23 protein-coding genes are annotated in these 22,800 nt (G+C 63.1%); 11 read left to right on the top strand and 12 right to left on the bottom strand.

The features are described 5' to 3' along the window. On the bottom strand, nt 1–507 hold the full coding sequence (locus AC07NV_RS17565; protein ID WP_495167684.1) for a DUF3237 domain-containing protein: 507 nt from the start codon (nt 505–507) through the stop codon (nt 1–3). Between the two features lie 122 nt (nt 508–629). Here AC07NV_RS17565 and AC07NV_RS17560 point away from each other — a divergent pair, with 122 nt between their 5' ends. Together AC07NV_RS17560 and AC07NV_RS17555 are read left to right on the top strand one after the other, a co-directional pair. Then, nucleotides 630–2,858 carry a TonB-dependent receptor gene (locus AC07NV_RS17560; protein WP_495167683.1) on the top strand — a complete coding sequence of 743 codons (2,229 nt, stop codon included), beginning with the start codon at nt 630–632 and terminating at the stop codon, nt 2,856–2,858. 100 nt (nt 2,859–2,958) lie between these two features. Beyond that, nucleotides 2,959–3,669, top strand: a complete 711-nt coding sequence (locus AC07NV_RS17555; RefSeq protein WP_495167682.1) for a glutathione S-transferase N-terminal domain-containing protein — start codon at nt 2,959–2,961, stop codon at nt 3,667–3,669. Nucleotides 3,670–3,696: 27 nt separating this feature from the next. Here AC07NV_RS17555 and AC07NV_RS17550 read toward each other — a convergent pair whose 3' ends face one another. Beyond that, nucleotides 3,697–4,464 carry an SDR family NAD(P)-dependent oxidoreductase gene (locus tag AC07NV_RS17550; RefSeq protein WP_495167681.1) on the bottom strand — a complete coding sequence of 256 codons (768 nt, stop codon included), beginning with the start codon at nt 4,462–4,464 and terminating at the stop codon, nt 3,697–3,699. Between the two features lie 108 nt (nt 4,465–4,572). Between AC07NV_RS17550 and AC07NV_RS17545 the strand changes: the two genes are divergently transcribed. The 6 genes from AC07NV_RS17545 (at nt 4,573) to AC07NV_RS17520 (ending at nt 9,143) form a co-directional block, all read left to right on the top strand. After that, a complete protein-coding gene (locus tag AC07NV_RS17545; RefSeq protein WP_495167680.1) occupies nt 4,573–5,868 on the top strand; it encodes a spinster family MFS transporter in 1,296 nt (431 codons plus the stop codon). After that, on the top strand, nt 5,865–6,752 hold the full coding sequence (locus AC07NV_RS17540) for an SDR family NAD(P)-dependent oxidoreductase (RefSeq protein WP_495167679.1): 888 nt from the start codon (nt 5,865–5,867) through the stop codon (nt 6,750–6,752). Before AC07NV_RS17545 ends, AC07NV_RS17540 begins: the two co-directional genes overlap by 4 nt. Before the next feature lie 9 nt (nt 6,753–6,761). Then, nucleotides 6,762–7,157, top strand: a complete 396-nt coding sequence (locus tag AC07NV_RS17535) for a nuclear transport factor 2 family protein (RefSeq protein ID WP_495167678.1) — start codon at nt 6,762–6,764, stop codon at nt 7,155–7,157. Nucleotides 7,158–7,167: 10 nt separating this feature from the next. Then, the gene (locus tag AC07NV_RS17530; protein ID WP_495167677.1) at nt 7,168–7,815 is read left to right on the top strand and encodes a carboxymuconolactone decarboxylase family protein; all 648 of its coding nucleotides are present in this window, start codon (nt 7,168–7,170) and stop codon (nt 7,813–7,815) included. Nucleotides 7,816–7,913: 98 nt separating this feature from the next. Continuing rightward, nucleotides 7,914–8,531, top strand: a complete 618-nt coding sequence (locus tag AC07NV_RS17525; RefSeq protein ID WP_495167676.1) for a glutathione S-transferase family protein — start codon at nt 7,914–7,916, stop codon at nt 8,529–8,531. A gap of 18 nt (nt 8,532–8,549) precedes the next feature. Further along, nucleotides 8,550–9,143, top strand: coding sequence for a VOC family protein (locus AC07NV_RS17520; protein WP_495167675.1), 594 nt, complete (start codon nt 8,550–8,552; stop codon nt 9,141–9,143). Nucleotides 9,144–9,314: 171 nt separating this feature from the next. Here AC07NV_RS17520 and AC07NV_RS17515 read toward each other — a convergent pair whose 3' ends face one another. After that, entirely contained in the window at nt 9,315–10,880 is a 1,566-nt protein-coding gene (locus AC07NV_RS17515; RefSeq protein ID WP_495167674.1) for a long-chain-fatty-acid--CoA ligase, read from the bottom strand. A gap of 86 nt (nt 10,881–10,966) precedes the next feature. On the opposite strand from AC07NV_RS17515, the gene AC07NV_RS17510 reads away from it, so the two are divergent. Beyond that, nucleotides 10,967–12,019, top strand: a complete 1,053-nt coding sequence (locus AC07NV_RS17510; RefSeq protein WP_495167673.1) for a uroporphyrinogen decarboxylase family protein — start codon at nt 10,967–10,969, stop codon at nt 12,017–12,019. A 44-nt stretch (nt 12,020–12,063) separates the two neighbouring features. Here the strand turns inward: AC07NV_RS17510 and AC07NV_RS17505 are convergent, their stop codons facing one another. The 6 genes from AC07NV_RS17505 to AC07NV_RS17480 are packed head-to-tail and all read right to left on the bottom strand — an operon-like array spanning nt 12,064 to nt 18,741. Then, complete coding sequence (locus AC07NV_RS17505) at nt 12,064–12,720, bottom strand: alpha/beta fold hydrolase (protein ID WP_495167672.1); 657 nt, start codon at nt 12,718–12,720, stop codon at nt 12,064–12,066. A 36-nt stretch (nt 12,721–12,756) separates the two neighbouring features. Beyond that, complete coding sequence (locus AC07NV_RS17500; RefSeq protein WP_495167671.1) at nt 12,757–13,677, bottom strand: NAD(P)-dependent oxidoreductase; 921 nt, start codon at nt 13,675–13,677, stop codon at nt 12,757–12,759. Next, the gene (eno, locus tag AC07NV_RS17495) at nt 13,674–14,972 is read right to left on the bottom strand and encodes a phosphopyruvate hydratase (RefSeq protein ID WP_495167670.1); all 1,299 of its coding nucleotides are present in this window, start codon (nt 14,970–14,972) and stop codon (nt 13,674–13,676) included. The genes AC07NV_RS17500 and eno overlap by 4 nt, the downstream gene beginning before the upstream one ends. After that, a complete protein-coding gene (locus tag AC07NV_RS17490) occupies nt 14,969–15,952 on the bottom strand; it encodes a phosphotransferase family protein (protein WP_495167669.1) in 984 nt (327 codons plus the stop codon). The genes eno and AC07NV_RS17490 overlap by 4 nt, the downstream gene beginning before the upstream one ends. After that, on the bottom strand, nt 15,953–17,083 hold the full coding sequence (locus AC07NV_RS17485; protein WP_495167668.1) for an alpha/beta hydrolase: 1,131 nt from the start codon (nt 17,081–17,083) through the stop codon (nt 15,953–15,955). Nucleotides 17,084–17,106: 23 nt separating this feature from the next. Continuing rightward, nucleotides 17,107–18,741, bottom strand: coding sequence for a long-chain-fatty-acid--CoA ligase (locus AC07NV_RS17480; RefSeq protein ID WP_495167667.1), 1,635 nt, complete (start codon nt 18,739–18,741; stop codon nt 17,107–17,109). 150 nt (nt 18,742–18,891) lie between these two features. Here AC07NV_RS17480 and AC07NV_RS17475 point away from each other — a divergent pair, with 150 nt between their 5' ends. After that, the gene (locus tag AC07NV_RS17475; protein WP_495167666.1) at nt 18,892–19,350 is read left to right on the top strand and encodes a MarR family winged helix-turn-helix transcriptional regulator; all 459 of its coding nucleotides are present in this window, start codon (nt 18,892–18,894) and stop codon (nt 19,348–19,350) included. Here AC07NV_RS17475 and AC07NV_RS17470 read toward each other — a convergent pair. Together AC07NV_RS17470 and AC07NV_RS17465 are read right to left on the bottom strand one after the other, a co-directional pair. Further along, nucleotides 19,347–19,922: an NADPH-dependent FMN reductase gene (locus tag AC07NV_RS17470; RefSeq protein WP_495167665.1), complete on the bottom strand. Its 576-nt coding sequence runs from the start codon at nt 19,920–19,922 to the stop codon at nt 19,347–19,349. The two genes, AC07NV_RS17475 and AC07NV_RS17470, sit on opposite strands and share 4 nt — an antisense overlap. Before the next feature lie 65 nt (nt 19,923–19,987). Beyond that, the gene (locus tag AC07NV_RS17465; RefSeq protein ID WP_495167664.1) at nt 19,988–20,494 is read right to left on the bottom strand and encodes a MarR family winged helix-turn-helix transcriptional regulator; all 507 of its coding nucleotides are present in this window, start codon (nt 20,492–20,494) and stop codon (nt 19,988–19,990) included. Nucleotides 20,495–20,687: 193 nt separating this feature from the next. Here AC07NV_RS17465 and leuD point away from each other — a divergent pair, with 193 nt between their 5' ends. Beyond that, entirely contained in the window at nt 20,688–21,275 is a 588-nt protein-coding gene (gene leuD / locus AC07NV_RS17460; protein WP_495167663.1) for a 3-isopropylmalate dehydratase small subunit, read from the top strand. Between the two features lie 8 nt (nt 21,276–21,283). Here the strand turns inward: leuD and leuC are convergent, their stop codons facing one another. After that, complete coding sequence (gene leuC / locus AC07NV_RS17455; RefSeq protein WP_495167662.1) at nt 21,284–22,690, bottom strand: 3-isopropylmalate dehydratase large subunit; 1,407 nt, start codon at nt 22,688–22,690, stop codon at nt 21,284–21,286. Nucleotides 22,691–22,800: the final 110 nt, after the last annotated feature.

Here is a 22,800-nt window from a genome sequence, read left to right as displayed (position 1 = left end):
TCACAATATCTCGTGGATCACGTGGCGCACGCCGAAATCGGTGCGCTCGCCAACGCCGACCGCGAGCACGCCGTTCAGCCACGCATATTTCGCGCTCGCGGTTTCGAACACCGGCGCGATTCGCAGATAATAGCATGACGGGTCGGCGTCGGGCACGGAGGGGTCGGCAAAGGTCGCGCGCACATCGTCGGGAATGATGTTGCGCCCGGTGTAGCTCAGATAGATCAGCTCGCCGTCATCGGTCTGCCACACCGCACGGGCATCGAACGTACCGACCGAAGCATCGTCGCCAAGCCGCCCGCTACGCGACCAATTGCCGCCGCCTGGCAGAACTATACCGTTGATACGCGGACCGAAAAAGCGACCACCACTGATATAGCCCAGCCGCTGATCACCGAACGGCGACGCGCCGATGCCAATGATCCCGCCCCCCACTTCGAACTCGACAGTACACAGATGGCGGGTCGCCAGCGCGACCGATGTCGTTTTCCCATTTTCTTCGTTCATGATGCGAATCCTCTTCCTGCCTATGGACAAGTATAAAACCATTAGTATACTAAGGGTCAATCAGATTGACGGATCGGAAGGCTTTCCGGGACCGCGACGATAAGCTCTATGGGAGGGTGAAGATGAAGGCGCATAACCAGTTCCTGCTGTCCGGCGTGGCGGCGATCGCAATGCTAGCCAATGCCGCACCGACAATGGCGCAGGCAGCCCCTGCCGACACGGCGGACGTCGACGACAGCAATAGCAACGAAATCATCGTCACCGCCCAAAAGCGCGAACAGAATCTGCAGAACGTGCCGATCTCGATGGAGGTCGTCAGCGGCGCCAAGCTCGCCGAATTCAACACCAGCGATATCAAGGCGGTGATGAACTACACGCCGAACGTCTTCGTCCAGTCGACCGCTGGGAACGACGTCATCTATATCCGCGGTTTCGGTTCGCCGCCGGCCAACTTCGCGTTCGACCAGTCGGTTTCGCTCTATGTCGACGGCATCTACGCCGGCCGCAACCGCCAGGCACAGGCCCCCTTCTTCGACCTTGCGCGCGTCGAAGTGCTGCGCGGCCCGCAGGGCGCATTGTTCGGCAAGAACACCGCAGCAGGCGCAGTCAGCGTTGTGTCGGCAGGTCCAACGAAAACATTCGAAGGCGCGCTCACGGGCATCTATAACTTCGATCACAAGGGCACCGATTTCTCGGGTTACCTGTCCGGACCGATCAGCGACACACTCGGCGCGCGCTTTGCGTACAAGATCGTCAATCAGGACGGCTATATCTATAACCGTGCGACCGATCATGACGACCCCGAAATCAAGTCGCAGTTGCTGCGCCTGACCGTGAAGTGGGAACCGTCGAGCAATTTCGATTATACGGCGAAGGTCGAGTATGGAAACCGCGAAGTCATCGGTGGCATCACCGTGTCGAGCCCGCTGACCAGCGGCCAGGATCCGCAGACCACGCGCTATCTCGAACGCTCGGCGCTGGGCGACGAGGGCAACAACAACAAGTCGGTCATGATTTCAGGCGTCGGCAATCTTGCGCTTGGCGATTTCACACTGACCTCGGTCACCGGCTACAGCTGGTTCAAGTCGAAGATCATCAACGGTTTCGACCAGACGATCCCGAACAGCGGCGGCGCGCACACGGCCAACTCGGTTTACAACGCATTTCCCGAACGCTTCGACCAGATCTCACAAGAAATCCGCATCCTGTCGCCGACCGGCAAGACGTTCGAATTCATCGCGGGCGCCTATTACGACAAGTCGGATTACACGCTGGAGCAATTTCAGGGCTTCAACATCGCCAGCCTGAACTATTTCGGCCGCATCGACAGCGTCTTCAGGCAGAAAGCCGAATCCTGGTCGGTCTTTGGTCAGGCCGCCTTCAACATCACCGACGCGTTCCGCGCGATCGGCAGCCTGCGCTATAGCCATACCAAGAAGGACGGCGATTTCGCCTCGCGGCTGGTCTATGGCCCTTTCGCGCTGCGTCCGATCTCAAGCGCTACGGGCTCGATCAGCGAAGGCAATGTCGATCCGTCGGTGACGCTGCAATATGACATCGCGCCGCGCATCATGGTCTATGCGACCTGGGGCCGCGGATCGAAATCAGGCGGCTTCGTGTCGAACACGCTAGGCACGACCAGCGCGACCTTTACCTTCGAACCCGAACAGTCGGAAAATTTCGAGGCTGGCATCAAGTCGACGCTGTTCGACGGCAAAGTCGTCGCGAACGTCTCGGCCTATCACACAAAGTTCAAGGATCTGCAGGTTTCGGTCTATCAGCCCGCGACGTCGAGCTATCTGACCGGCAACGCCGCCGCCGCAACATCTAAGGGGCTCGAAGGATCGCTCAGCATCTTCCCGATCCAGAACTTCGACATCAGCGCGTCGGCCGCCTATTCGGACATCAAATATGACGACTATCCGGGCGCGGCATGCCTTGCTTCGCAGCCGGTGACGTGTAGGCCGCAAACGAACAATCTTGCAGGTTATCCCGTCGCTTACTCGTCAAAGTATACGGGTAGCGTCACGGCGCACGCGCGGTTCGACCTATCGAGTGATCTGAAATTCGACATCACCGGTGTCGCATCGGCACGGTCGAAATATTTCAACTCGGACAATCAGAGCCCGATTTTCGGCGTACAGGGCGGCTACGCAAAGCTCGACCTTCGCGTCCAGCTCGCCGATCAAGACGACAGCTGGCACGTCGCGCTCGTCGGCAAGAATCTGACGAACGAAAAAACGATCGGCAGCGCGTTCAACCTGCCCTCGCCGATCACCGCGGCCCCCCGCGCGATTCTCTATCTCGAACCCACTCGCAACATTTCGGTCGAGGCCGGAATCAAGTTCTAGGTTCGAATTCGATGTCCCAGGGATCGGCCGCCGTCGACGCTTTCCTCCAAAGGGAAACGGCAGCGGCGGTCGTGACCTGTTGGAAGGGGTGCAGTTCGGCATGATCGAAGTCTATTTTACGCCTACACCGAACGGCCACAAAGTCTCGATCATGCTAGAAGAAACGGGGCTGCCGCACCGGCTACTGGCGATGAACATGCTCGAGGGCGATCATCTGACTCCGGAGTACCGTCGCATAAACCCGAACGGCCGCCTGCCCGCAATCGTCGACCATGATCCGGTCGGCGGCGGCGCGCCATTGCCGGTGTTCGAGTCCGGCGCAATCCTGCTCTATCTCGCTGAAAAGAGCGGCCAGCTACTTCCCGAAAGCCCGAGCCGCCGATCGCAGGCACAACAATGGCTCATGTGGCAGATGGCGAGTTTCGGGCCGATGCAGGGACAGGCGCATCACTTCATCCGCTACGCCCCCGAGGGACAATCCTATCCAGTCGAGCGCTATCGCAACGAGACGCTGCGCCTGCTCCACGTGCTCAACGGCCGGCTGAACGAGGCCGACTATCTGGCCGAGGAATACAGCATCGCCGACATCGCAGTCTGGCCGTGGACCCGCGCGATCCGTGCGATCGGACTGACGCTGGACGATTATCCCGCGGTCGCCGACTGGTTCACGCGCATCGGCGAGCGGCCCGCGGTGATGGCGGGGACCGACGTCAAGAACGCCGCGAACCTGTCGAGCGCACGCCCGGTGCTGACCGAGGAGCAATGGTCGAACCTGTTCGGCAAAAATATGCTAGATGCGCCGAGGCGCTGACTTTTCCCTCTCGCTTGCGGGAGGGAATTATACCGTGTCGGCATGCCCCCACTGATATTCGACCTTGCCGCCCAGCCGCCGCACCGCGACCCAGTCACCCCCCGCGAGGCTGTCGTCTTCGATCAGCATGGTAACGCCTTCCGCAATATCCCCGGGAACGCAGGCCTCGTGATTTGCGAGCACGCTCTTCATCCATTCGGACTTGCCGCCCGCGCCTGTCGTATCGAGGATCGGCGTATCGACCAGGCCCGGCAACATCCCCGCGACGCGGACATTGCATTCATCCTTGAGCGGCGCGCAGCAGCGGGTGAACATCATCACCGCGGCCTTTGTCGTGGCATACATGGCATCGTAGAAACCGGTGCCGAGCGCGACCGTCGACACGGTGTTGATGATCACCCCGCCACCGCGCTGCCGCATCGCCTGCACCGCGATCTGCGTCGCGGCGACGAGCGAAGTGATATTGACGTCGATGATCCAGCGAATACGCGCCGCATCGATGTCGGGGAATTGCGGCAGACCCGACACGACGCCGGCATTGTTGTGCAGGATATCGACATCGCCATGCGCGCGGAACCACGCCTCGGTGGCAGCGATGTCGGATAGGTCGAGCTTGTGGACACTCGCCCGCGCGCCTGCAGCTTCCACCAGTCGTTCGGTCTCTGAGAGCCCCGCCGCATTCACGTCGACCAGCGCGACCTCCGCCGCACCGCGCGTCGCAAGCATCACCGCGGTCGCACGGCCGATGCCGCCCGCCGAACCCGTTACGATGGCCCTTTTGCCGTGGATATCCATCTCTTCTCTCCCGGCGATTTTGCCATTACCGTAAAGCACGTTGACAGATAAACTTAAATACCTAAGTATTTTTCGACCGAGAAGACTCGTGCGTTTTTGGGGAGAGTTATGACAGACGCCACCGCCCTCAATGGAGGTGCCGCACCGTCGGACAGCAGCCTCGGGCTGCGCCGCAACGTCGCACTCGCCATGCTGTTTGTGGTCGGCACGATCAACTTCGTCGATCGCCAGCTTCTGTCCGTGCTTGTCGAACCGATCCGCGCCGAGATGGAGTTTAGCGACACTCAGTTCGGGCTGCTCACAGGCCTCGCCTTCGCGCTTTTCTATGCGGCGATGGGCGTTCCCGTCGCGATGATCGCCGATCGCTGGAACCGCATCAAGCTGATCGGCATCGCGTGCGTCGTGTGGAGCGGTTTCACCGCCGCTTGCGGCTTTGCATCGAATTTCTGGCAGCTCGCGCTGATGCGCTTTGGCGTCGGCGCGGGCGAAGCGGGCGGTACCGCCCCGTCGCTGTCGGTTATAGCCGACTATTACCCGCCCGCACAGCGCCCGCTGGCGATCGGTATCTTCACGCTCAACGGTCCCTTTGGCGTGTTCGTTGGCGCAGCGTTCGGGGCATGGGCGGCCGCGAATATCGGCTGGCGCAATGCCTTTGTCGTGATCGGGATCGTCGGCATAGTGGTCGCCCCGCTACTCATCTGGCTGGTCCGCGAGCCCGCGCGCGGGCAGATGGACACGCACAAACCCGCCGACGAGGCCGTCCCCTTCAGCCAGAGCCTTGCCATGTTCATCCGTCGGCCATCGCTGCGCATGGTAATGATCGGCAGCGGGCTTGCCGCCTTCGTCAGCTACGGCATGCTCAACTGGATCCCCGCCTTCCTGATGCGCACGCAGAAGATGCCGCTGGAGGCGATGGCGACCTGGTTCGCGCCTGCCGCGGGTATCACCTTCGGCATCGGCATTCTCGGCGGCGGCTGGCTGGTCAGCCGCCGTGCGAAAACCTCTGCGCGCGCCTATGGCACCATCCCGGCACTCGCGACCGCGGTGCTGATCCCGACCTTCATCGCCGCGTTGCTTGTCGATAGCTGGCAGCTTTCACTCGCACTGATGCTTGTCCCGATGGCCGCGTGCACCGCCTATGTCGCGCCGGCGCTGGCGCTTGTTCAGAACCTGACTCCACCCCGCTCGCGCGCGACCGCCGCCGCGGTGCTGATGCTGATGTTCAACATTGTCGGCCTCGGCCTCGGCCCGTTATTCGCCGGGATCGTCAGCGATGCGCTGAAGCCCGAATATGGCGTCGACAGCCTGCGCTGGGCGCTGATGGCACTGATGCCCTTCGCCACGGCTGCGGGCATCGCGCAATATGCGATGACGCGTCACCTCGAGAAGGATTTCGCCGAATGACCGATGTCGCTGGCAAAACCGCCTTCGTCACCGGCGGCGCCAGTGGCCTCGGCTTCGCGACCGCCCGCGCGCTCGCGGCAAGGGGCGCGTCGGTGATCCTTGCCGACATCGATGCAGACGGCGTTGAACAAGCAGCCGCTACCTTGCGCAGCAACGGCGCAAAAGTGCTTGGCCTGCAGCTCGACGTTACAAGCGAGGATGGCTGGGCCGCCGCGGGCGAGGCGACGCGCGAATTCGGCCCTGTCCGCATATTGTTCAGCAACGCCGGGGTCGGAGGCGGATCAGGGCCGTTCGAGCAATATGACACCGAAGTGTGGCGCTGGAACTACGCCGTCAACGCGCACGCGCACCTCTATGCCTGCCGGACTTTCCTTGGCGACATGAAGGCAAGCGGCGAACCGGGCCATCTTGTCTTCACATCGTCGATGGTCGCGATCGTGCCGCCGCCGATCTCGGTCGCTTACATCAGCTCCAAATATGCCACGCTGGGCATCGCGATGGCGCTGCGCAACGAGCTGGCCGAAACCTGCGTCGATATTTCGGTGCTGATGCCCGGCATGTCGGCGACGCGGATTGTCGAGACGACGCGCGACCTGCGCCCGGTCGAGGTCGAAGTCGGCAAGGCCGCCGCGACGAGCCAGGCGATGCAGGGCGTGCTCGCAGGCGGCATGTCGCCCGACAAGGTTGGCGCGCGCGTCGTCGCGGCGATCGAGGAGGGTGAATACTGGATTTTCACGCACCCCGAATGGAAAGCGATGGCCGAACTCGTCACCGCCGACATGCTGGCATCGTTCGGCCCGTCGGCCGATCCGGATTATAAGGGCGACGATATCGACGGGCTGGTCGCCGCCAACGGCGGCCGCATGTTCGGCGCCAAGGTTTAGGAGAGAGACATGGCCGAGGAAAATGTCATCCGCGAATTGGCGCAGCGCTTTTTCGACGCGATCGAAGCCGGCGATATCGAGACGATGCAAGACAGCTTCACGCCCGATGCCGAGATCTGGCACAACACCGACGAACTGATCGTCACCCCCGCGCAGACTGCGCAGACGCTGACCGGTATGGTCGCGCGCATCAAGGAGCGCGAATATGCCGACCGCCGGCTGACCGCCTTTCCCAGCGGCTTCGTCCAGCAGCATGTCCTGAAGGGCAAGCGCGTCCACGACGACGGCGAAGTCCGCCTGCCCTGCGCAATCATCTGCAAGGTCGAGAATGGCAAGATCACGCGGCTCGACGAATATTTCGACAGCGCGCACGTTGCCGAATTCCGCAAATATGCGAACGCCTGAGGAGTCAGATATGCCCGTTCTTCGCCAGGTTCCCCGGTCGGAAGTCACCGACGAGACCGTTACCGCTTATTACAACCGCCTGTTCGGCGAGCGCGATCCCGTTGCCGAACCAGGCACCGCGACCGGTACGCCGGGCGATTGGTGGACGGTCTTCGCGCTCGCCCCCGACATCTTCAAGCACGCCGTCGACGGCTTTGCCGTCTATCGCCATCCGGCGCGCAAGATCGACCCGGTGCTGCGCGAACTTGGGCAGACGCGCGCGGGCTGGGTCAAGGGCAGCCAGTTCGTCTTTTCGCAGCATTGCAAGTCGCTCCGCGGTCTCGGCGTCAGCGAGGAGAAGATCGCAGGCATCGCCTATTGGCAGGTTGCCGACTGCTACGATGAGCAGGAACGGACTGTGCTCGCCTATGCCGATTGTCTCGCGCAGGCCGGCGGGCGCGTGCCGATCGAAGTGTTCGACAAGCTCAAGACCTTCTGGGACGACGAGCAGATTTTCGAATTCACCTACATCACCTGCCTCTATGATATGCACGCGGTGATCACCCGCGCGCTGCGTATGGAATTTGACGCGCGCGAGGATCCCATCGTCGAGGTCGCGGCACCCGAAGGTTTCGACGCCGCCGACTTCCTCAGCGCGCCGCGCCCTGCTCGAGGGTGAGTGCGGGCCGAATGACCGGCCCCCAGAGCGCGACCTCAAAACCGTCAACTTAGTTGACAATTACGCAGAAGCCGATAGAAGAGTGCGGAGAGGATCAAATGAAATTCTATAATAGTGTCGGCCCCAACCCGCGCCTCGTGAAGCTTTTCATGGCCGAAAAGGGTATCGAGATCCCCGAGGTCACCATCGACCTGCGCGGCGGCGAAAACCGGCGTGCGCCCTATAACGTCGACGTGAACCCCGCCGGTCAGACCCCCGCACTCGAACTCGACGACGGTTCGATGCTGACCGAGGTCACGGCGATCTGTGAATATCTCGATGAACGCTTCCCCGAGCCCGCGCTGATCGGCACCACCGCCGAAGAACGCGCAAACACCCGAATGTGGACGCGCCGCGTCGACATCAAGATTTGCGAGCCGCTGACCAATGGCTTTCGTTACGCCGAGGGCTTGCCCTTGTTCGAGACGCGCATGCGCTGCCTTCCCGACGCGGCAGCGGGACTGAAAGCCATTGCGCAAGACGGAATCCGCTGGCTCGATCCGCTGATCGCGGGTCGCCACTTTATCGCGGGCGACACGCTGTCGCTAGCGGACTTGATGCTGTTTGCATTTCTCGATTTCGGGGTCTCGGTTGGTCAGCCGATCGACCCTGAATTCACCAATGTCGTGCGCTGGTACGAGCGGATAAAAAGCCGCCCCAGCGCCAACTCGAACTGAACGATAAGGAGACGGATCATGGCTGCAACGAATAGCGAATTCGAATTTTGCGGGGTCAATCACCTCGCACTCGTTTGCAAGGATATGGCGCGGACGGTCGAATTCTACCGCGACACCCTTGGAATGCCGCTGGTCAAGACACTCGACCTGCCGGGCGGGCGCGGCCAGCATTTCTTCTTCGACATCGGCAACGGCGACAGCCTCGCCTTCTTCTGGTTTCCGAACGCGCCCGAAGCGGTACCCGGCATCTCGGCGCCCGAGGCGCTCCCGACGCGGGGCAATTTCATGTCGGCGCACGGGTCGATGAACCACATCGCGATCAACGTCCGCGCCGAAAAATTCGACGAATATTACCAGCGGCTGGTCGACAAGGGGGTCGAAGTTACGCCGATCCTGAACCACGATAATTCGCCGACCCAATCGTCGCCCGAGATGAACGACGACGTCTATGTCCGCTCGGTCTATTTCTTCGACCCCGACGGCGTTTGCCTCGAATTTGCGGCATGGACGAAAGTATTCGACGAAAGCGACGTCGCGCACGATCCGGTCCAGGCCGACGGCACCAAGCGCGAAGGCTTCATCACCGGCCGCACGGCGGTGCCCGCCGAATAGACATTCCCAACGGTACCACTGGGAACTCCTCCTGAACCCGGCCTCGGCCGGGTTCTTTTTGCGCGGGTTCTTCTTTGAGATTTGAGAGCGACTGAAATGGCGGTTGCCGGCCTTGGTATCGTCTCCAGCGGCTCACACGCAGGATCTGGCGATGCAGCTGCCTCTTCCCGATTACCCCACCGCGCGGTCCCGGCCTTCCCAATAGGGCTGGCGCAATTCGCGGCGCAACACCTTGCCCGACGGATTGCGCGGCAGCACTTCGATGAACTCGATGCTCTTGGGAATCTTGTATGCCGCGATCCGCTCGCGCGCCCAGGCGATGATATCCGCGGGGTCGAGCGTCGCGCCCGCCGCGGGGACGACCAGCGCCTTCACGCTCTCACCCCACCGGTCATCGGGGACGCCGATCACTGCGACATCGGCGATGCCGGGGCAGCCCATAATTGCGCTCTCGACTTCGGCCGGATAGACGTTCTCGCCGCCCGACACGATCATGTCCTTGATACGGTCGTGGACATAATAAAAGCCGTCGGCATCGCGATATCCGACGTCGCCGGTGTGCAGCCAACCACCGGCCAGCGCCTCTTCGGTCGCGGCCGCGCGGCTCCAATATTCCTTCATCACGATGCCGCCGCGGATCGCGATCTCGCCGATCTCGCCGTCGCCAAGCGCGCGGCCCTCACCATCGAGGATCGCCATATCGGCGCCCGGCCAGGGTTTGCCGCACGAGGTCAGCTTGCCCGGTAAATCATGCGCGCCCGGCGACAGATAGGACCCGCCGCCGGCAGATTCGGTCATGCCGTAGAATTGCACGAAATCGCAGCCGAAGGTCGCGCGCGCGCGGCGGAGCACGTCCTCGGCAATGGGCGACGCGCCATAAGCGATCGACTTGAGCGCGGGATAAGTCCCCTCGTTCGCCGCCGGCTGAAGCAGCATCATCTGGATCATCGCCGGTGCAAGGAAGGCGTGCGCGACATTCTCTTCGCGCATCATGCGGATGGCGTCGACCGCGGTGAAGTCCTTGACGAGGACCAGCCGCCCGCCCTGCGCCAGCCCCGAGAAGCTGACGTTCGTCCCCGCAACATGGAACAGCGGCATGACAATCATCACCGTCTCGTCCTCGCCATAAGCGAAGCCATCGACCTCGGTCGCAGCTTCGAGGAAGGTGCGGTAGTTGGCGTTGGTGAGCACGACCCCCTTGGGCAGGCCGGTCGTACCGCTTGTATAGAGTTGGAGCACATCGTCAGTGAGCTTCGGCGTGTCCGCGGGGGGCAGGTCGGACGCCTCGCCCAGCCACGCGTCGAACGGTTCGAACGCGGGATGCTCGCCATAAAGCGCGATGAGGCGCGGCGGCAATGCAAGGTCGGCGATTGCGGCAAGCGCGCAGTCGAAGAAATCCTCACCGACGAACAGCATCTTCGGCCCGGCGTCGCCGAGGATGAAGCCGATCTCAGCCGGGGCGAGACGACAGTTGATCGGCGCAAAACAGGTGCGTGCGCGCGCAGTGCCGAAGAAGAGCGGATACCAGCGATCATGGTTCTTGGTCAGCGCCGAGACGCGGTCGCCCGGCACGATCCCCGCCGCAATCATCGCATTCGCGACGCGGTTCGACCACGCATCGAGTTCGGCAAAGCTCGTCTCGCGTCCGCCGAATTTCACTGCGGTCGCCTGCCCCCGCACGCGCGCCTGCGCTGCCGGAATATCCGCCAGCGTCCGGATGGCCTCCAGATCGATCATTTCACTCTCCCAATCGTCGTTTCGACTTGAATTAGATAGAATACTAAGCAAATGTTTGACCAGCCCAAAAATCGAGAGGAAAGGCCTTGTTCGACCACCCCATCCTGCCGACAACCATTGTCGGAAGCTACCCCCAGCCTGACTGGCTGATCGACCGCGAGCGGTTGAAGGCCAGCTTGCCCCCACGCGTGCGGGCGGAGACGCTGTGGCGCGTCCCCGAACCCTGGCTTGCCGACGCGCAGGAAGCCGCGACGTTGATGGCGATCCGCGATCAGGAAGAGCTTGGCATCGACATCGTCGGCGATGGCGAGATGCGCCGCGAAAGCTATTCGAATCGGCTCGCCACCGCGCTGTCGGGGATCGATACCGAAAAGCATGGCAGCGCGGTCGACCGCACCGGCAAGTCTAATCCGGTGCCGCTCGTATCGGGCCCGATCCGCCGCGTTGCGCCGATCGAGGCGCAGGATGCCGCCTTCCTGCGCCGTCATTCGTCGCGGCCAGTGAAACTCACGCTACCCGGCCCCTTCACCATGACGCAACAGGCCGAAAATGGCTGGTATCCCGACGCAAAGTCGCTGGCGATGGATTATGCCGATGCGGTCAACGCCGAGGTCAAGGATCTGTTTGCTGCCGGGGTCGATGTCGTCCAGCTTGACGAACCCTATCTGCAGGCGCGCGCCGATGAGGCGGAATATTATGCAATCGAGGCGATCAACCGCGCGCTCGACGGCGTCGAGGGCACGACCGCGCTCCACATCTGTTTCGGTTATGCCATGGTGCATCATGGTGCGGGTTCGACCAAGCCAAAGCCGAAAGCCTATGATTTCCTCGCCGAGCTCGAAGCGTCGGCGATCGACGTGATCTCGATCGAGGCGGCGCAGCCGGGGCTCGACCCCGCGATCCTCGCCGAACTGCCAACGAAGACGATCATGTACGGCGTGCTCGACCTGTCGATCCCCGAAGTCGAAACCCCCGAGGTTGTCGCGAGTCGCATCCGCGAGGCGCTGCGCTATATCGATGCCGAACGCCTCTGGATCGCGCCCGACTGCGGCATGAAATATCACAGCCGTGAGCATTCGCAGGCGAAGCTGAAGGCGATGGTTGACGGCGCAGCATTGGTGCGCGCGGAGTTGAAATAGAACTGACAGAGGGGTTCCCCGGCGAAAGCCGGGGAACACAAGAATTATGCGTCCAGGAAATCCGTCAACAACGGCGCCAACACCTCGGGTGCCTCGACCGTCGGCAGATGGCCGACACCCGGCACGACTTCCAGCCGCGCCCCGGGGACCGCATCCGCAATCTCGTCGTGATGCGCGCGGCTGGTAATGCCGTCCTTCTCGCCCCAGATCAGCAGCGTCGGGACCACGATCTCGCCGAGCCGCGGCCGGCTGTCGATCCGCGCCATGATCGCGCGCTGTTGCGCGAGGAAGGTCTCGGCGCCGGTGTCGGCGGCCATTTGTCGCGCGATGCCGAGCAACCGTGCATCGTCGCGCTTTTCTTCGGGAAACAGGATCGGAATACGCTCCTCAACCACCTGATCGAACCGCCCGCTTTCGACGAGATCGATATAGCCCTGCCGCCGCGCGGTCTGCGCCGGGCCATCAGCCGAGGCGAGCGTCGAGATGAGCGCGAGCTTCGCGACACGATCGGGCGCACGGCGCATCACTTCGAAGGCAACAAAGCCTCCCATCGCATGGCCGACCAGCACGAACGTCGGCGGCGTATTGTCGAGCAAGCGCTGCGCGAATCCCTCGATCGTGTCGTCGCTGCGATTGTCGGCAATGATGACTTCACGATCGGCCCACGTATCGAGCAAGGGCTGCCATACCGCATCGGTCAAAAGTTGACCGGTTATCAGAATAATAGGATACGACATTCAGACCACCTGATGGAGTAGTGCCTCGCTCGCGGCGAGACGACGACAGTTTTCGTGTGCGACGGAAAGGCTACGCACAAGCGTTTCGGGCGTCAGCCAGGCGATATGCGGCGCAAGCACCGCGTTCGGCAGGCCAAGCAGCGGGTTGCCACGCGGCAAAGGCTCCTCACCGAACACATCGAGCCCCGCACCGAGCAGATGCCCCTTCGCCAGCGCCTCGACGAGCCGCGCCTCGTCGACGAGTTCGCCGCGCGCCGTATTCACCAGCACCGCGCCCTTCTTCATCGCGAGCGGATCGATCGACGCGCGCGTCTCGTCGGTGAGCGGGATATGCAATGAAACGATATCAGCCTCGGCGATAAGCCGATCGAGCGGCCAATGCTCATAGCGCACGTCACGCTGGCTGCGTGCAGCGTAGACGACTTTCGCTCCCAGCGCGTCGAGCACGGGCGCGAGCCGCTGCGCCGAATTGCCGAACCCGACCAGCCCCACCGTCCGGCCCGCTATTTCGCCAACGCTGTCGAGTTCCGACGGATCGGCCGTCCACCCCTCGCCTTCCCGCGTCCGCGCATCGAAAAAGCAGGTTCGGCGCAGCACAGCCATCGTCAGCGACAACGCCATTTCGGCGACCGCCTGGCTGTTCGTGCCCGGCATATTGCAGACGGCGACGCGATGATCGCGGGCTGCGTCGAGCGCGATCGTGTTCACCCCGACACCGAGCTTCTGGATCAGCTTGAGCTTGGGCGCGGACGCGATGAAATCGCCGGTGACCGGGGTGAGCACATGGAGCAGTGCGGTGATCTCGCCCGCGACCTCGTCGAGCGTCAACGCCTCGTCGACATGCGTCACAACGCCGGGACCGAAAATCCGGTCGACCGCCTCACGGAAGCCCGGACTGGGGCGCGCGTGGAGGACGATCATGCCGGCACAGCCCCGATCGACCCGGCGAAGGCCGAGAAGCCGGCGAACACGGCATCCCCGCCCATCGCTTCTTCGATCCGCAGCATTTCGTTCCACTTCGCCATGCGCTCGGACCGGGTAAAGCTGCCGACCTTGAGCTGCCCCGCATTCCAGCCCGTCGCCAGATGTGCGATGGTGACATCTTCGCTTTCGCCCGAGCGCGCCGAAACAATCGCCCCCCAGCCACGCGCGACCGCGGCGTCGAGTGCCGCCTTTGCTTCGGTCACCGTGCCGACCTGATTGACCTTGATCAGCGCCGCATTGCAGACCGCCGCATCGCCTGCGCGCGCGACCCTTGTCGCATTTGTGACGAGAACGTCGTCGCCGATGATCTGTACCTTGTCGCCGACCGCCGCGGTCACCGCCGCCATCGTCGTCCAGTCGTCCTGACCGGCGGGGTCTTCGACCGACAGGATCGGATAGGCCTTCGTCCATTCGATGATGCGCGCCGCCATTTCCTCGGCGGGGAGACGCCGGTCGTCGAGCGCGAGATTATAACCGTCGGCATCGCCGAGTTCGTTCGCGGCGATATCGAGCGAGATGAAAACCTCGTCGCCCGCACGATGTCCGCTCGCCTCGATCGCGCGCGTCAGCGTGTCGAGCGCATCCTCGTTCGACGTGAAATTCGGCCACCAGCCACCTTCGTCCGCGACCCCCGACAGAGGCCCCTTCGCTTCCATCAGCTTGCCCGCGGCGCGATAGACATCGTCGGTGATCTCGAGCGCATGGCGGAAGCTGCCCGCCTTCGGGCACATGATCATGAAATCCTGTACATCGGTGCGCCGTCCAGCATGCGCGCCGCCCCCGAAAATCTGAATCTCGGGAAGCGGGATCCGTACCTTGGCGCTTCCCGCCAGATAACGCCACAGCGGCTCGCGCGCATCGGCCGCGGCGGCATGCAGCACCGCCATCGACACCGCAACAACCGCATTCGCGCCCAGCCGCGCCTTGTTCGGCGTGCCGTCGAGCGCGCACAGCGCGGCATCGACCGCGGCCTGATCGCGCGCATCCATACCCGTCAGCGCGGGAGCGATTTCGACGCCGATCCCGGCGACCGCGCCATTGACACCAAAGCCGCCGAACGCCGCGCCACCATCACGCAGATCGATCGCTTCATGCGCACCGCGCGACGCACCTGCGGGCGCGATAGCGCGTCCCACCGCGCCCGATTCCAGGACGACCTCGGCCTCGACGGTAGGGCGCCCGCGCGAATCCCAGATCTGGCGGCCGGTGACGGAGGCGATACGCGAAGTCATGCGAGAGTCCTTTTCCAGTTGGTGACGAGCGCGTCGAGAGGTGACGGCGCAAGGATCAGCGCGCGCGCCTGTTCGCGCACGATGTTTTTATGGTCGACATCGGTCAGATAGGGTGCCGGCGACTTGCCCTCGACGCGCGCGAGCAAGAGCGCGGCGGTGAGGTGGCCCGCGCGGAACAGCAACCCGGCCGGGTCTTCCCAATCAATCCCTGCGCGATAGGTATCGACCAGCGCCGCCGCGGCGTCATTCAACCGCGCGTCATTCAGCCACACGGCCTTCAACAGCAGATGCGTGGTGCAAAAGGCGAGATCGAACGCCGGATCGCCATAGACGGCGCATTCGGCATCGAGAAACACCGGGCCGTCCGCGCTGACGAGGATATTCTTGGGGCTTACGTCGCCGTGGACGAGTGCGATCTTGCGCGCTGTGAGATCGGCCGCGAGCGTGCGCAGCGCGGGTGCCAGCCCGGCATCATGTTCAGCGACATAGAGCAGGAAGGGATCGACGCGCAGCGCGGCGAACATTTCGTCGTTCGGAAAAGCCGCCCGATCAGCATCATTGTTCGCCGTCGCCGCGTGCACCGCAGCGATCCCGCGCCCGACCGCAGCCGCAAAATCCGCATCGACGCGCCCCGCGACCAATTCGTCCTTCCAGACCGGACAATCGGGCAGGAACCGCATGGCAAAGGCATGCCCGGTAGGCAGTTCGGCCAACACTTCGGGTGCGATCCGCGCGTCGACGCCGCGCGCGCGACGAAGCCAGCGTACTTCGCTGGTCCCGCGCTCGACAGGCGCCAGCCATTCGGCCGCGACGCGCAATTGCGCCAGCGGCCGCTTGACGACGATCGGGCCGGTCGACGTCTCGACCTTCCACACGTCGCACGATACGCCGCCGGTCAGCGGCTCAAGGGCAACGTCGCGCGCGCCGATCAGGCCCGCGCCGCGCAATTCCGCGATGATATCGGCGTCGCCCTGCTCCACTTACAGCTTCTCCTGAATCCAGCTTCCGACCAGATCAGCAGCGGTCTGGCGTTCCTCGATCGAATCCTCGAAATAATGCGCGCCGGGGATCAGTTCGAGCTTCTTGTCAGTGCTGCCAAGAAAATCGAAAATCTTGCGCGCATCACTCGGGAAAACGCCGGTATCGGCGAGGCCCTGCACCACCAATGCAGGGGTGTCATGCTTCGCCAGATGCGGCTGCCCCTGGCACGGCGAGGTTTCGAGGCTCCACATGTTGAGCCAGGTCTTGATCGAATTCGCGCGCCCGATGCTGGGCGTACGGTTGGCGATCGCGGGGTCGCCGCGATAGCACCAGTTGGGCTTGCGATCCGACGGATCGATCGCGGGATCGACGCAGCGAATATCGCCCCAGCACCGGAACATCGGGAAGATGCGGTCGGGAATGCCCGCGTCGTTGAGCCGCTTCAACTCAGCTTTCGCCCAGTCGGTGATGCGCTGGTTGCGCGCCCGCTGCGCAGCGCGATATTTTGCGATGAACGCGTCCGAATAGGGTGGGCCATTGGCGGGATTGAACGGGTCGAGTTCGGGATCGGTCAGGGTCGGATCATTCTCGTCGATTACCGACGCGTCCATCCAGTCGGTCAGCACTTCGGGTCGCCCCTGATGCGCGTTGAAGCTGATATAGAGGTCGCCCTTGATCAGCGACGCAAGTGCATCCTGTCCGGCGGACGGCAGCCGGTCGGTCAGCGTCGGCGCGATCGCTTCGGCCTGATAGGCGCCCATCAACGAACCGCCGCCCGAATTGCCGAGAATGACGATCTGCTCGACACCGGCTTCTTCCTTCAGCCACTTCATCCCGACGCCGATGTCGAGCACCGCATGTTCGAGCAAGAACTGGTCCTCGACGCCGCGATAGCGCGTGTTCCAGCCGAGGAAACCAAAACCCTGCCGTGCAAAATAGGGCGCGATATAATGTTCGGAAAAATCGACGTTATAATGCGTCGCGATGATCGCGACCTTCGGCCGCTTGCCACTTTGCGTCCAGTAAATGCCCTGGCACGGGTGCCCGCCCGCCTGAATGCGCGGCGCGGTCGGCGAGACCAGCCCGACAAATTGCGCATCCAATCCTTCGATCCCGTTCGGGTCCATCATCGTCTCTCCTGTTTTCGTTGATATCAGCGGGCGACTTCGAAGGGCAATTGATACCCCTCCAGCCCCGCACGGATTGCTTTCTTGTCGATCTTACCCGTCGGCCCGAGCGGAATTTCGTCAACGAACAATACATCGTCGGGCATCCACCATTTCGCGATCTTGCCGTCGAGAAAGGTCTTGAGATCGTCGGCGCAGGCCTTCGCACCATCTTTGAGTTCGCACAGCAGGATCGGGCGCTCATCCCATTTTGGATGCGCGATCCCGACGACCGCGGCGTTGGCGACGGCGTCATGTCCCATCGCGATATTCTCGATCTCGATCGAACTGATCCACTCGCCGCCAGATTTCACAACATCCTTGGCGCGGTCGGTGATCTGCATATAGCCTTCGCCGTCAATCGTGCTGACATCGCCGGTGTCGAAAAAGCCCTCGTCGTCGAGGACATCGCCGCCTTCTCCGCCATAATAGGCCCCCGCGATCGTCGGCCCCCTGACCATCAGCCGTCCCGGGGTCTTGCCATCGTGCGGCAGGCGGTTGCCCGCATCGTCGACCAACTTCATCTCCAACCCGCATAGCAGACGGCCCTGTTTGAGCTTGTAGGCCATTTGCGCGTCGTCGGTCTTCGACGCGACCGACGCATTGGGCACCGAGACCGTGCCGAGCGGCGAGGTTTCGGTCATCCCCCAGCCCTGAATGACATCGACGCCATAATCGTCGCGGAAGGTGCGGATAATCGATTCAGGACATGCCGACCCTCCGATCGTCACACGCCCCAGCGTCGTGAATCGCTTTCCATTTTCCTGCATATATTGCAGCAACATCTGCCACACCGTTGGTACCGCGGCTGAATAGGTCACGCCTTCCTGCTCGATCAGATTATAGATGGATTCACCGTCCATCCGCTGACCCGGCAGCACGAGCTTGGCGCCGACCGCAGGCGCCGAATAGACCACCCCCCACGCATTGGCATGGTACATCGGCACGACGAGCAGCACCGTATCGCGCGCCGATAGCGCCAGCGCGTCGCGCTGCAAGGTCATCAGCGCATGAATATAGTTCGACCGGTGCGAATAGAGCACACCCTTCGGATTGCCCGTCGTCCCGCTCGTATAGCAAAGCCCGCACGCCACATTCTCGTCGAACCCGCCCCAAGCATATTCGGCTGGCTGTCCCGCAATCCACTCGTCGAAGGCAGTCGCGGCAAAGCTGGTTTCGGGCATCGATTTGGCGTCGCAGAAGAAGATCACCTTCTCGATCGACGGCACCTGCGGCAACAGCTCTTCGACGAGGGCCGCTGTGGCAGGATCTGCGATCAGCAACCGGTCGCCGGCATGGTTCGCAATGTAGGCGATCTGTTCGAGAAAGAGCCGCGGATTGAGCGTGTGGAGCACCGCCCCCATCCCTGCCGCGCCATACCAGGCCGCGAGATGCCGCGCACTGTTCCAGCCCATCGTCGCAACGCGGTCGCCGGGCGTGACCCCTTCGGCCGCCAGCGCGTTCGACACGCGCTTCGCATCGGCATGGATATCGGCGTAGGTCGACCGGGTGATATGACCATCGGCATCGCGCGAGACGATTTCGCGGCCACCGTGCCAGTTCGCGGCATGGTCGATGATCCGGTCGACCGTCAGCGGTACATTCTGCATCAACCCGTCCATGCGGCGCTTCTCTCCCTGCGTCTTGCCATAATAGATAGTATACTAAGCATTTCATCTTTGCAACGGCGCTCTACCTTGCTTCGACCGCATCGCTCTTCTAGCGTGACGGCGTCGGCACTCCGCCGACAACGGGGGCCTATCGTAGCGTATATGCGCACAAACCAGCTTATCATCGCCCTTTTCCAACGCTTTTGCTGGCTCGACGAAGGGCTGCAGGCGCGGCTCCACGACCATGGCTGGCCCGACGTCAATCGCCCGCAATCGATGGTGATGACCAATATCGTCAGCGGCATCGTGCGCCCGTCGGACATCGCCCGCAACCTCGGCGTGTCGCGGCAGGCGATCCACAGCACGATCAACCAGATGGTGAAGCTGGGGATCGTCCAGCTCGAAGTCGATCCCGGCGATCGCCGTCACATGATCGTGTCGCTGACCGATCTCGGCGCGCGCATGCGTAAGGATGCGCAGCGCTCGATGGACGCGCTGACCGCACAGATCGCCGCGGTACTGGGTCAGGACAAATTCGACGCGCTGCTCGCCGCGCTCGAGGCCGACTGGGGGAGCAATATCCAGAGCGCCCCTCCCGCCCCCCGCCGCCCCTCGGCCTAGGCCGCGAGCGCCTTCGCGACCTCGATCAGCCTGCTTGTGGTCATTTCGACGAGCGACGCGGGCAGCGCTTCTTTCAAACTGCCATCGTCAGCGAAAGCCGCGTGTGCGCCCGGCACCACCACCTGTTCGGGGATCACCAGCATCTGGATCGTCGACAGGATCTGGCGCAAGTGCATCAGCCCGCGCAGCCCGCCAAACGGGCTGATCGACGCCGCCATGATCGCCGCCGCCTTGCCGCGATAGGCGGTCAGGGCGACGAGGCTCTCGTCGCCGGTCGGCCGTGACGCCCAGTCGATCGCATTTTTGAGCAGCGGCGGCAGCGACCCGTTATATTCGGGCGACACGAACAGCAGCCCGTCCTGCGCCACGAACAGCGCCTTGAGCTTCAGCGCATCAGGCGGAAACGCGCCGGCCTCCAGCGCCGCGGAATAGAGCGGCAGGTCGAACGCGGCGAGATCGACGCGTGTCACGCTCGCCCCCTGCGCTTCGAGGCTCGCTGCGGCAAGTTCACCCAAGGCGCGGTTATACGATCCCTCGCGGGTGCTTCCCACGATCACTGCAATGCTGGTCATTTTCCCTCCCGGACAGAATGATTAGTATACTAACCTATTGTCCCGTGGATCGGCAAATTGCAAGCTCAGGCCTTGATGTCGGAGAGCACCGCCAGCTTGCGCGTTTCATCGCCGAGATTGTCGATCACCCGGCGCATCAGCCCCTGAAGCACCTCGACCTCCTCATCGGTCAGGCCCTTGGTCGCAATCTCGTGGATCTCGGCGTTCATCGGCGCGAGGATCAACTCGAGCTTCTTGGCATGCGGCGTCAGGTAGATGAAGGTCTTGCGCCGGTCGTCGGTCGTCTTCTTGCGCGTGATCAGCCCGGACTTCTCCAACCCCTTCAGCGCGACGACCGTGGTAGGCTCGCGCATGCCCACGCGTTCGCTCAACTCGCGCTGGGTGATGCCGTCCTCGCGCCACAACTGGCGCAGAAAACGCCATTGCCCCGCCGACACATCGTGTGTCAGCGTGCGGCGTTCCAGCAGCCGCGAAAAGGAGCGGAAGACGACGCGCGCCAGATAACCGATGCTGTTTTCAGGATCGGTGTAATATTCGGCTGGATGCCGATAATCCTGCGTTTTCTTGGCCAAAATCCTGCTCCCCTGTCGCGCCCCCTGACGTTGAACGCCCGTCTGCGTGATTGTGAACCTTAGGACACGAAGATTCCTCCGGCAACCTCCTTCGTCGCCATCGGGGTTGCAGAGCCGCATTCCAACCCCGCGATATCGTTGGACATCGGGGTCGCGAGCATTTACTTAGTATACTAAGTTAATGGAGGACTTCTTGCAGAAATTTGTTCGGGTGAAAGCGGTCGCGGCGCCGTTGCCGCTTGCCAATGTCGACACCGACATGATCATTCCCGCGAACTATATGAAGGCGCTGACCCGCACCGGGCTCGGCAAGCATCTGTTCCAGTTGCTCCGCTTTACCGGAGAGGGCCGCGAACGCGCCGACTTCATCCTCAATCAGGCCGCGTGCCGCGAGGCGCAGATTCTGGTCGCCGACCGCAATTTCGGTTGCGGATCGTCGCGCGAACATGCGGTGTGGGCGCTGACCGATTTCGGCATCCGGTGCGTCATCGCGCCAAGCTTTGGCGACATATTCTCGGGCAATGCGCGCAAGAACGGCTTGCTGCTGATCCGCTTGCCCGAGGCGCTTTGCGAGGCGCTACGCCAAGACATCGTCCTTGCCCAATATGCGCCGGTCGAGGTTGACCTCGAAACGCAACAAATCCGCCTTGTTTCGGGCAAAATGATCGATTTCGACGTCGACGCCGACGATCGCCACATCCTGATGGAAGGGCTCGACGATATCAGTCGCACGCTGCGACACGTCGACGCGATCGCCCGGTTCGAGCAGGCGGCGACCTGACCAGACATTCAAGGCGCCGCGATGCACCCCGCAATCGCGCTCGCCGCGGCAAGCGCGGGGCTCATCAGATGCGTGCGACCGCCGCGGCCCTGCCGGTTCTCGAAATTGCGGTTCGACGTCGCGGCGCAGCGCTCGCCCGGTTGCAGGCGGTCGGCATTCATGCCGACGCACATCGAACAGCCGGGTTCGCGCCAGTCGAACCCGGCGTTGCGCAAGATGCGGTCGATCCCTTCGGCCTCTGCCTGCCGTTTGACCAGCCCCGACCCCGGAACGATCATCGCGCGGACATGCGGCGCCACCTGGTGGCCGTGCACGACAGCGGCGACAACGCGCAAATCTTCGATCCGGCTATTGGTGCAGCTGCCGATGAACACCCGGTCGAGCCGCTGTCCCGCGATCATCGCGCCCGGGACGAGGTCCATATAGGCCAGCGCCCGTTCGGCGGCGGCGCGCGCTTCGACATTGCGTAGCGCCGCCGGGTCGGGAACCCGCCCGTCGATCGCAACGACCTGCGATGGATTCGTACCCCAGCTGACCATCGGCCGGACATCGCGCGCATCGACACTTAGTTCGCGGTCGAATGCAGCGCCGTCATCGCTCGCCAGCGCACACCAGCGCAGCACCGCGGCGCCCCACTCCGCGCCGCTTGGCGCCGCGGGCCGTCCCGCCAGATAAACAAAGGTTGTTTCGTCAGGCGCGATCAGCCCCGCACGCGCGCCCATTTCGATACTCAGGTTGCACAGCGTCATCCGTGCTTCCATCGACAGCGCACGGATCGCGGCGCCGGCATATTCGATCACATGCCCCCCCGCGCCGTCGACCCCGACCAGGCCGAGCAGGTGCAGCGCAAGATCCTTCGCGTGGACGTGCGGCGCCAGCACCCCGTCGACGGTCACGCGCATGTTGCGCGACCGGCGCTGGCGGATCGTCTGCGTCGCCAGCACATGCTCGACCTCCGACGTGCCGATCCCGAAGGCGAGCGCGCCGAAGGCGCCGTGGGTCGAGGTATGGCTGTCGCCGCAGACGATCGTCATCCCCGGCTGCGACCGCCCTTGTTCGGGCCCGACGACATGGACGATGCCACCGCGCGGATCGCCCATCGGGAAATTCTCGATCCCGAAACGGCGCGTGTTGTTCACCAGTGCCTGTAGCTGCGCCCGTGCCTCGGCGTCGGCGACCCCGGCCGGCCCGGTCGCCTGATCGATCGTCGGCACATTATGGTCGGACAGCGCCAGCGCGCGCTCGGGCCGCCGCACCGCCCGGCCCGCAGCGGCCAGCCCGGCAAAAGCCTGCGGCGAGGTCACTTCGTGGAGCAGATGCAGGTCGATATAGAGCAGGGTCTCGCCATCATCCTCTGCGACGGCGTGGGCGTCCCATATCTTGTCGTAAAGCGTGCGCGGCGGCGACCGGGTCATGATACGGATCAAACCTTGCCCAAGATATCGCGTCGCGGCCCCATATACCCGAAGAGGTAGGCGGCGACTTTTCGCATTTGTATTTCCTCGGCGCCTTCTGTGATGCGGTA

The organism is Sphingopyxis sp. GW821-FHT10B01 (assembly GCF_059415685.1).
This window is presented reverse-complemented; position numbering and strand designations above follow the sequence as displayed.

Coding starts and splice junctions, on each gene's coding strand:
- AC07NV_RS17565 (WP_495167684.1), bottom strand. CDS start 507: ATGAACGAAGAAAATGGGAAAACGACATCGGTCGCGCTGGCGACCCGC.
- AC07NV_RS17560 (WP_495167683.1), top strand. CDS start 630: ATGAAGGCGCATAACCAGTTCCTGCTGTCCGGCGTGGCGGCGATCGCA.
- AC07NV_RS17555 (WP_495167682.1), top strand. CDS start 2,959: ATGATCGAAGTCTATTTTACGCCTACACCGAACGGCCACAAAGTCTCG.
- AC07NV_RS17550 (WP_495167681.1), bottom strand. CDS start 4,464: ATGGATATCCACGGCAAAAGGGCCATCGTAACGGGTTCGGCGGGCGGC.
- AC07NV_RS17545 (WP_495167680.1), top strand. CDS start 4,573: ATGACAGACGCCACCGCCCTCAATGGAGGTGCCGCACCGTCGGACAGC.
- AC07NV_RS17540 (WP_495167679.1), top strand. CDS start 5,865: ATGACCGATGTCGCTGGCAAAACCGCCTTCGTCACCGGCGGCGCCAGT.
- AC07NV_RS17535 (WP_495167678.1), top strand. CDS start 6,762: ATGGCCGAGGAAAATGTCATCCGCGAATTGGCGCAGCGCTTTTTCGAC.
- AC07NV_RS17530 (WP_495167677.1), top strand. CDS start 7,168: ATGCCCGTTCTTCGCCAGGTTCCCCGGTCGGAAGTCACCGACGAGACC.
- AC07NV_RS17525 (WP_495167676.1), top strand. CDS start 7,914: ATGAAATTCTATAATAGTGTCGGCCCCAACCCGCGCCTCGTGAAGCTT.
- AC07NV_RS17520 (WP_495167675.1), top strand. CDS start 8,550: ATGGCTGCAACGAATAGCGAATTCGAATTTTGCGGGGTCAATCACCTC.
- AC07NV_RS17515 (WP_495167674.1), bottom strand. CDS start 10,880: ATGATCGATCTGGAGGCCATCCGGACGCTGGCGGATATTCCGGCAGCG.
- AC07NV_RS17500 (WP_495167671.1), bottom strand. CDS start 13,677: ATGATCGTCCTCCACGCGCGCCCCAGTCCGGGCTTCCGTGAGGCGGTC.
- eno (WP_495167670.1), bottom strand. CDS start 14,972: ATGACTTCGCGTATCGCCTCCGTCACCGGCCGCCAGATCTGGGATTCG.
- AC07NV_RS17485 (WP_495167668.1), bottom strand. CDS start 17,083: ATGATGGACCCGAACGGGATCGAAGGATTGGATGCGCAATTTGTCGGG.
- AC07NV_RS17480 (WP_495167667.1), bottom strand. CDS start 18,741: ATGGACGGGTTGATGCAGAATGTACCGCTGACGGTCGACCGGATCATC.
- AC07NV_RS17475 (WP_495167666.1), top strand. CDS start 18,892: ATGCGCACAAACCAGCTTATCATCGCCCTTTTCCAACGCTTTTGCTGG.
- AC07NV_RS17470 (WP_495167665.1), bottom strand. CDS start 19,922: ATGACCAGCATTGCAGTGATCGTGGGAAGCACCCGCGAGGGATCGTAT.
- leuC (WP_495167662.1), bottom strand. CDS start 22,690: ATGACCCGGTCGCCGCCGCGCACGCTTTACGACAAGATATGGGACGCC.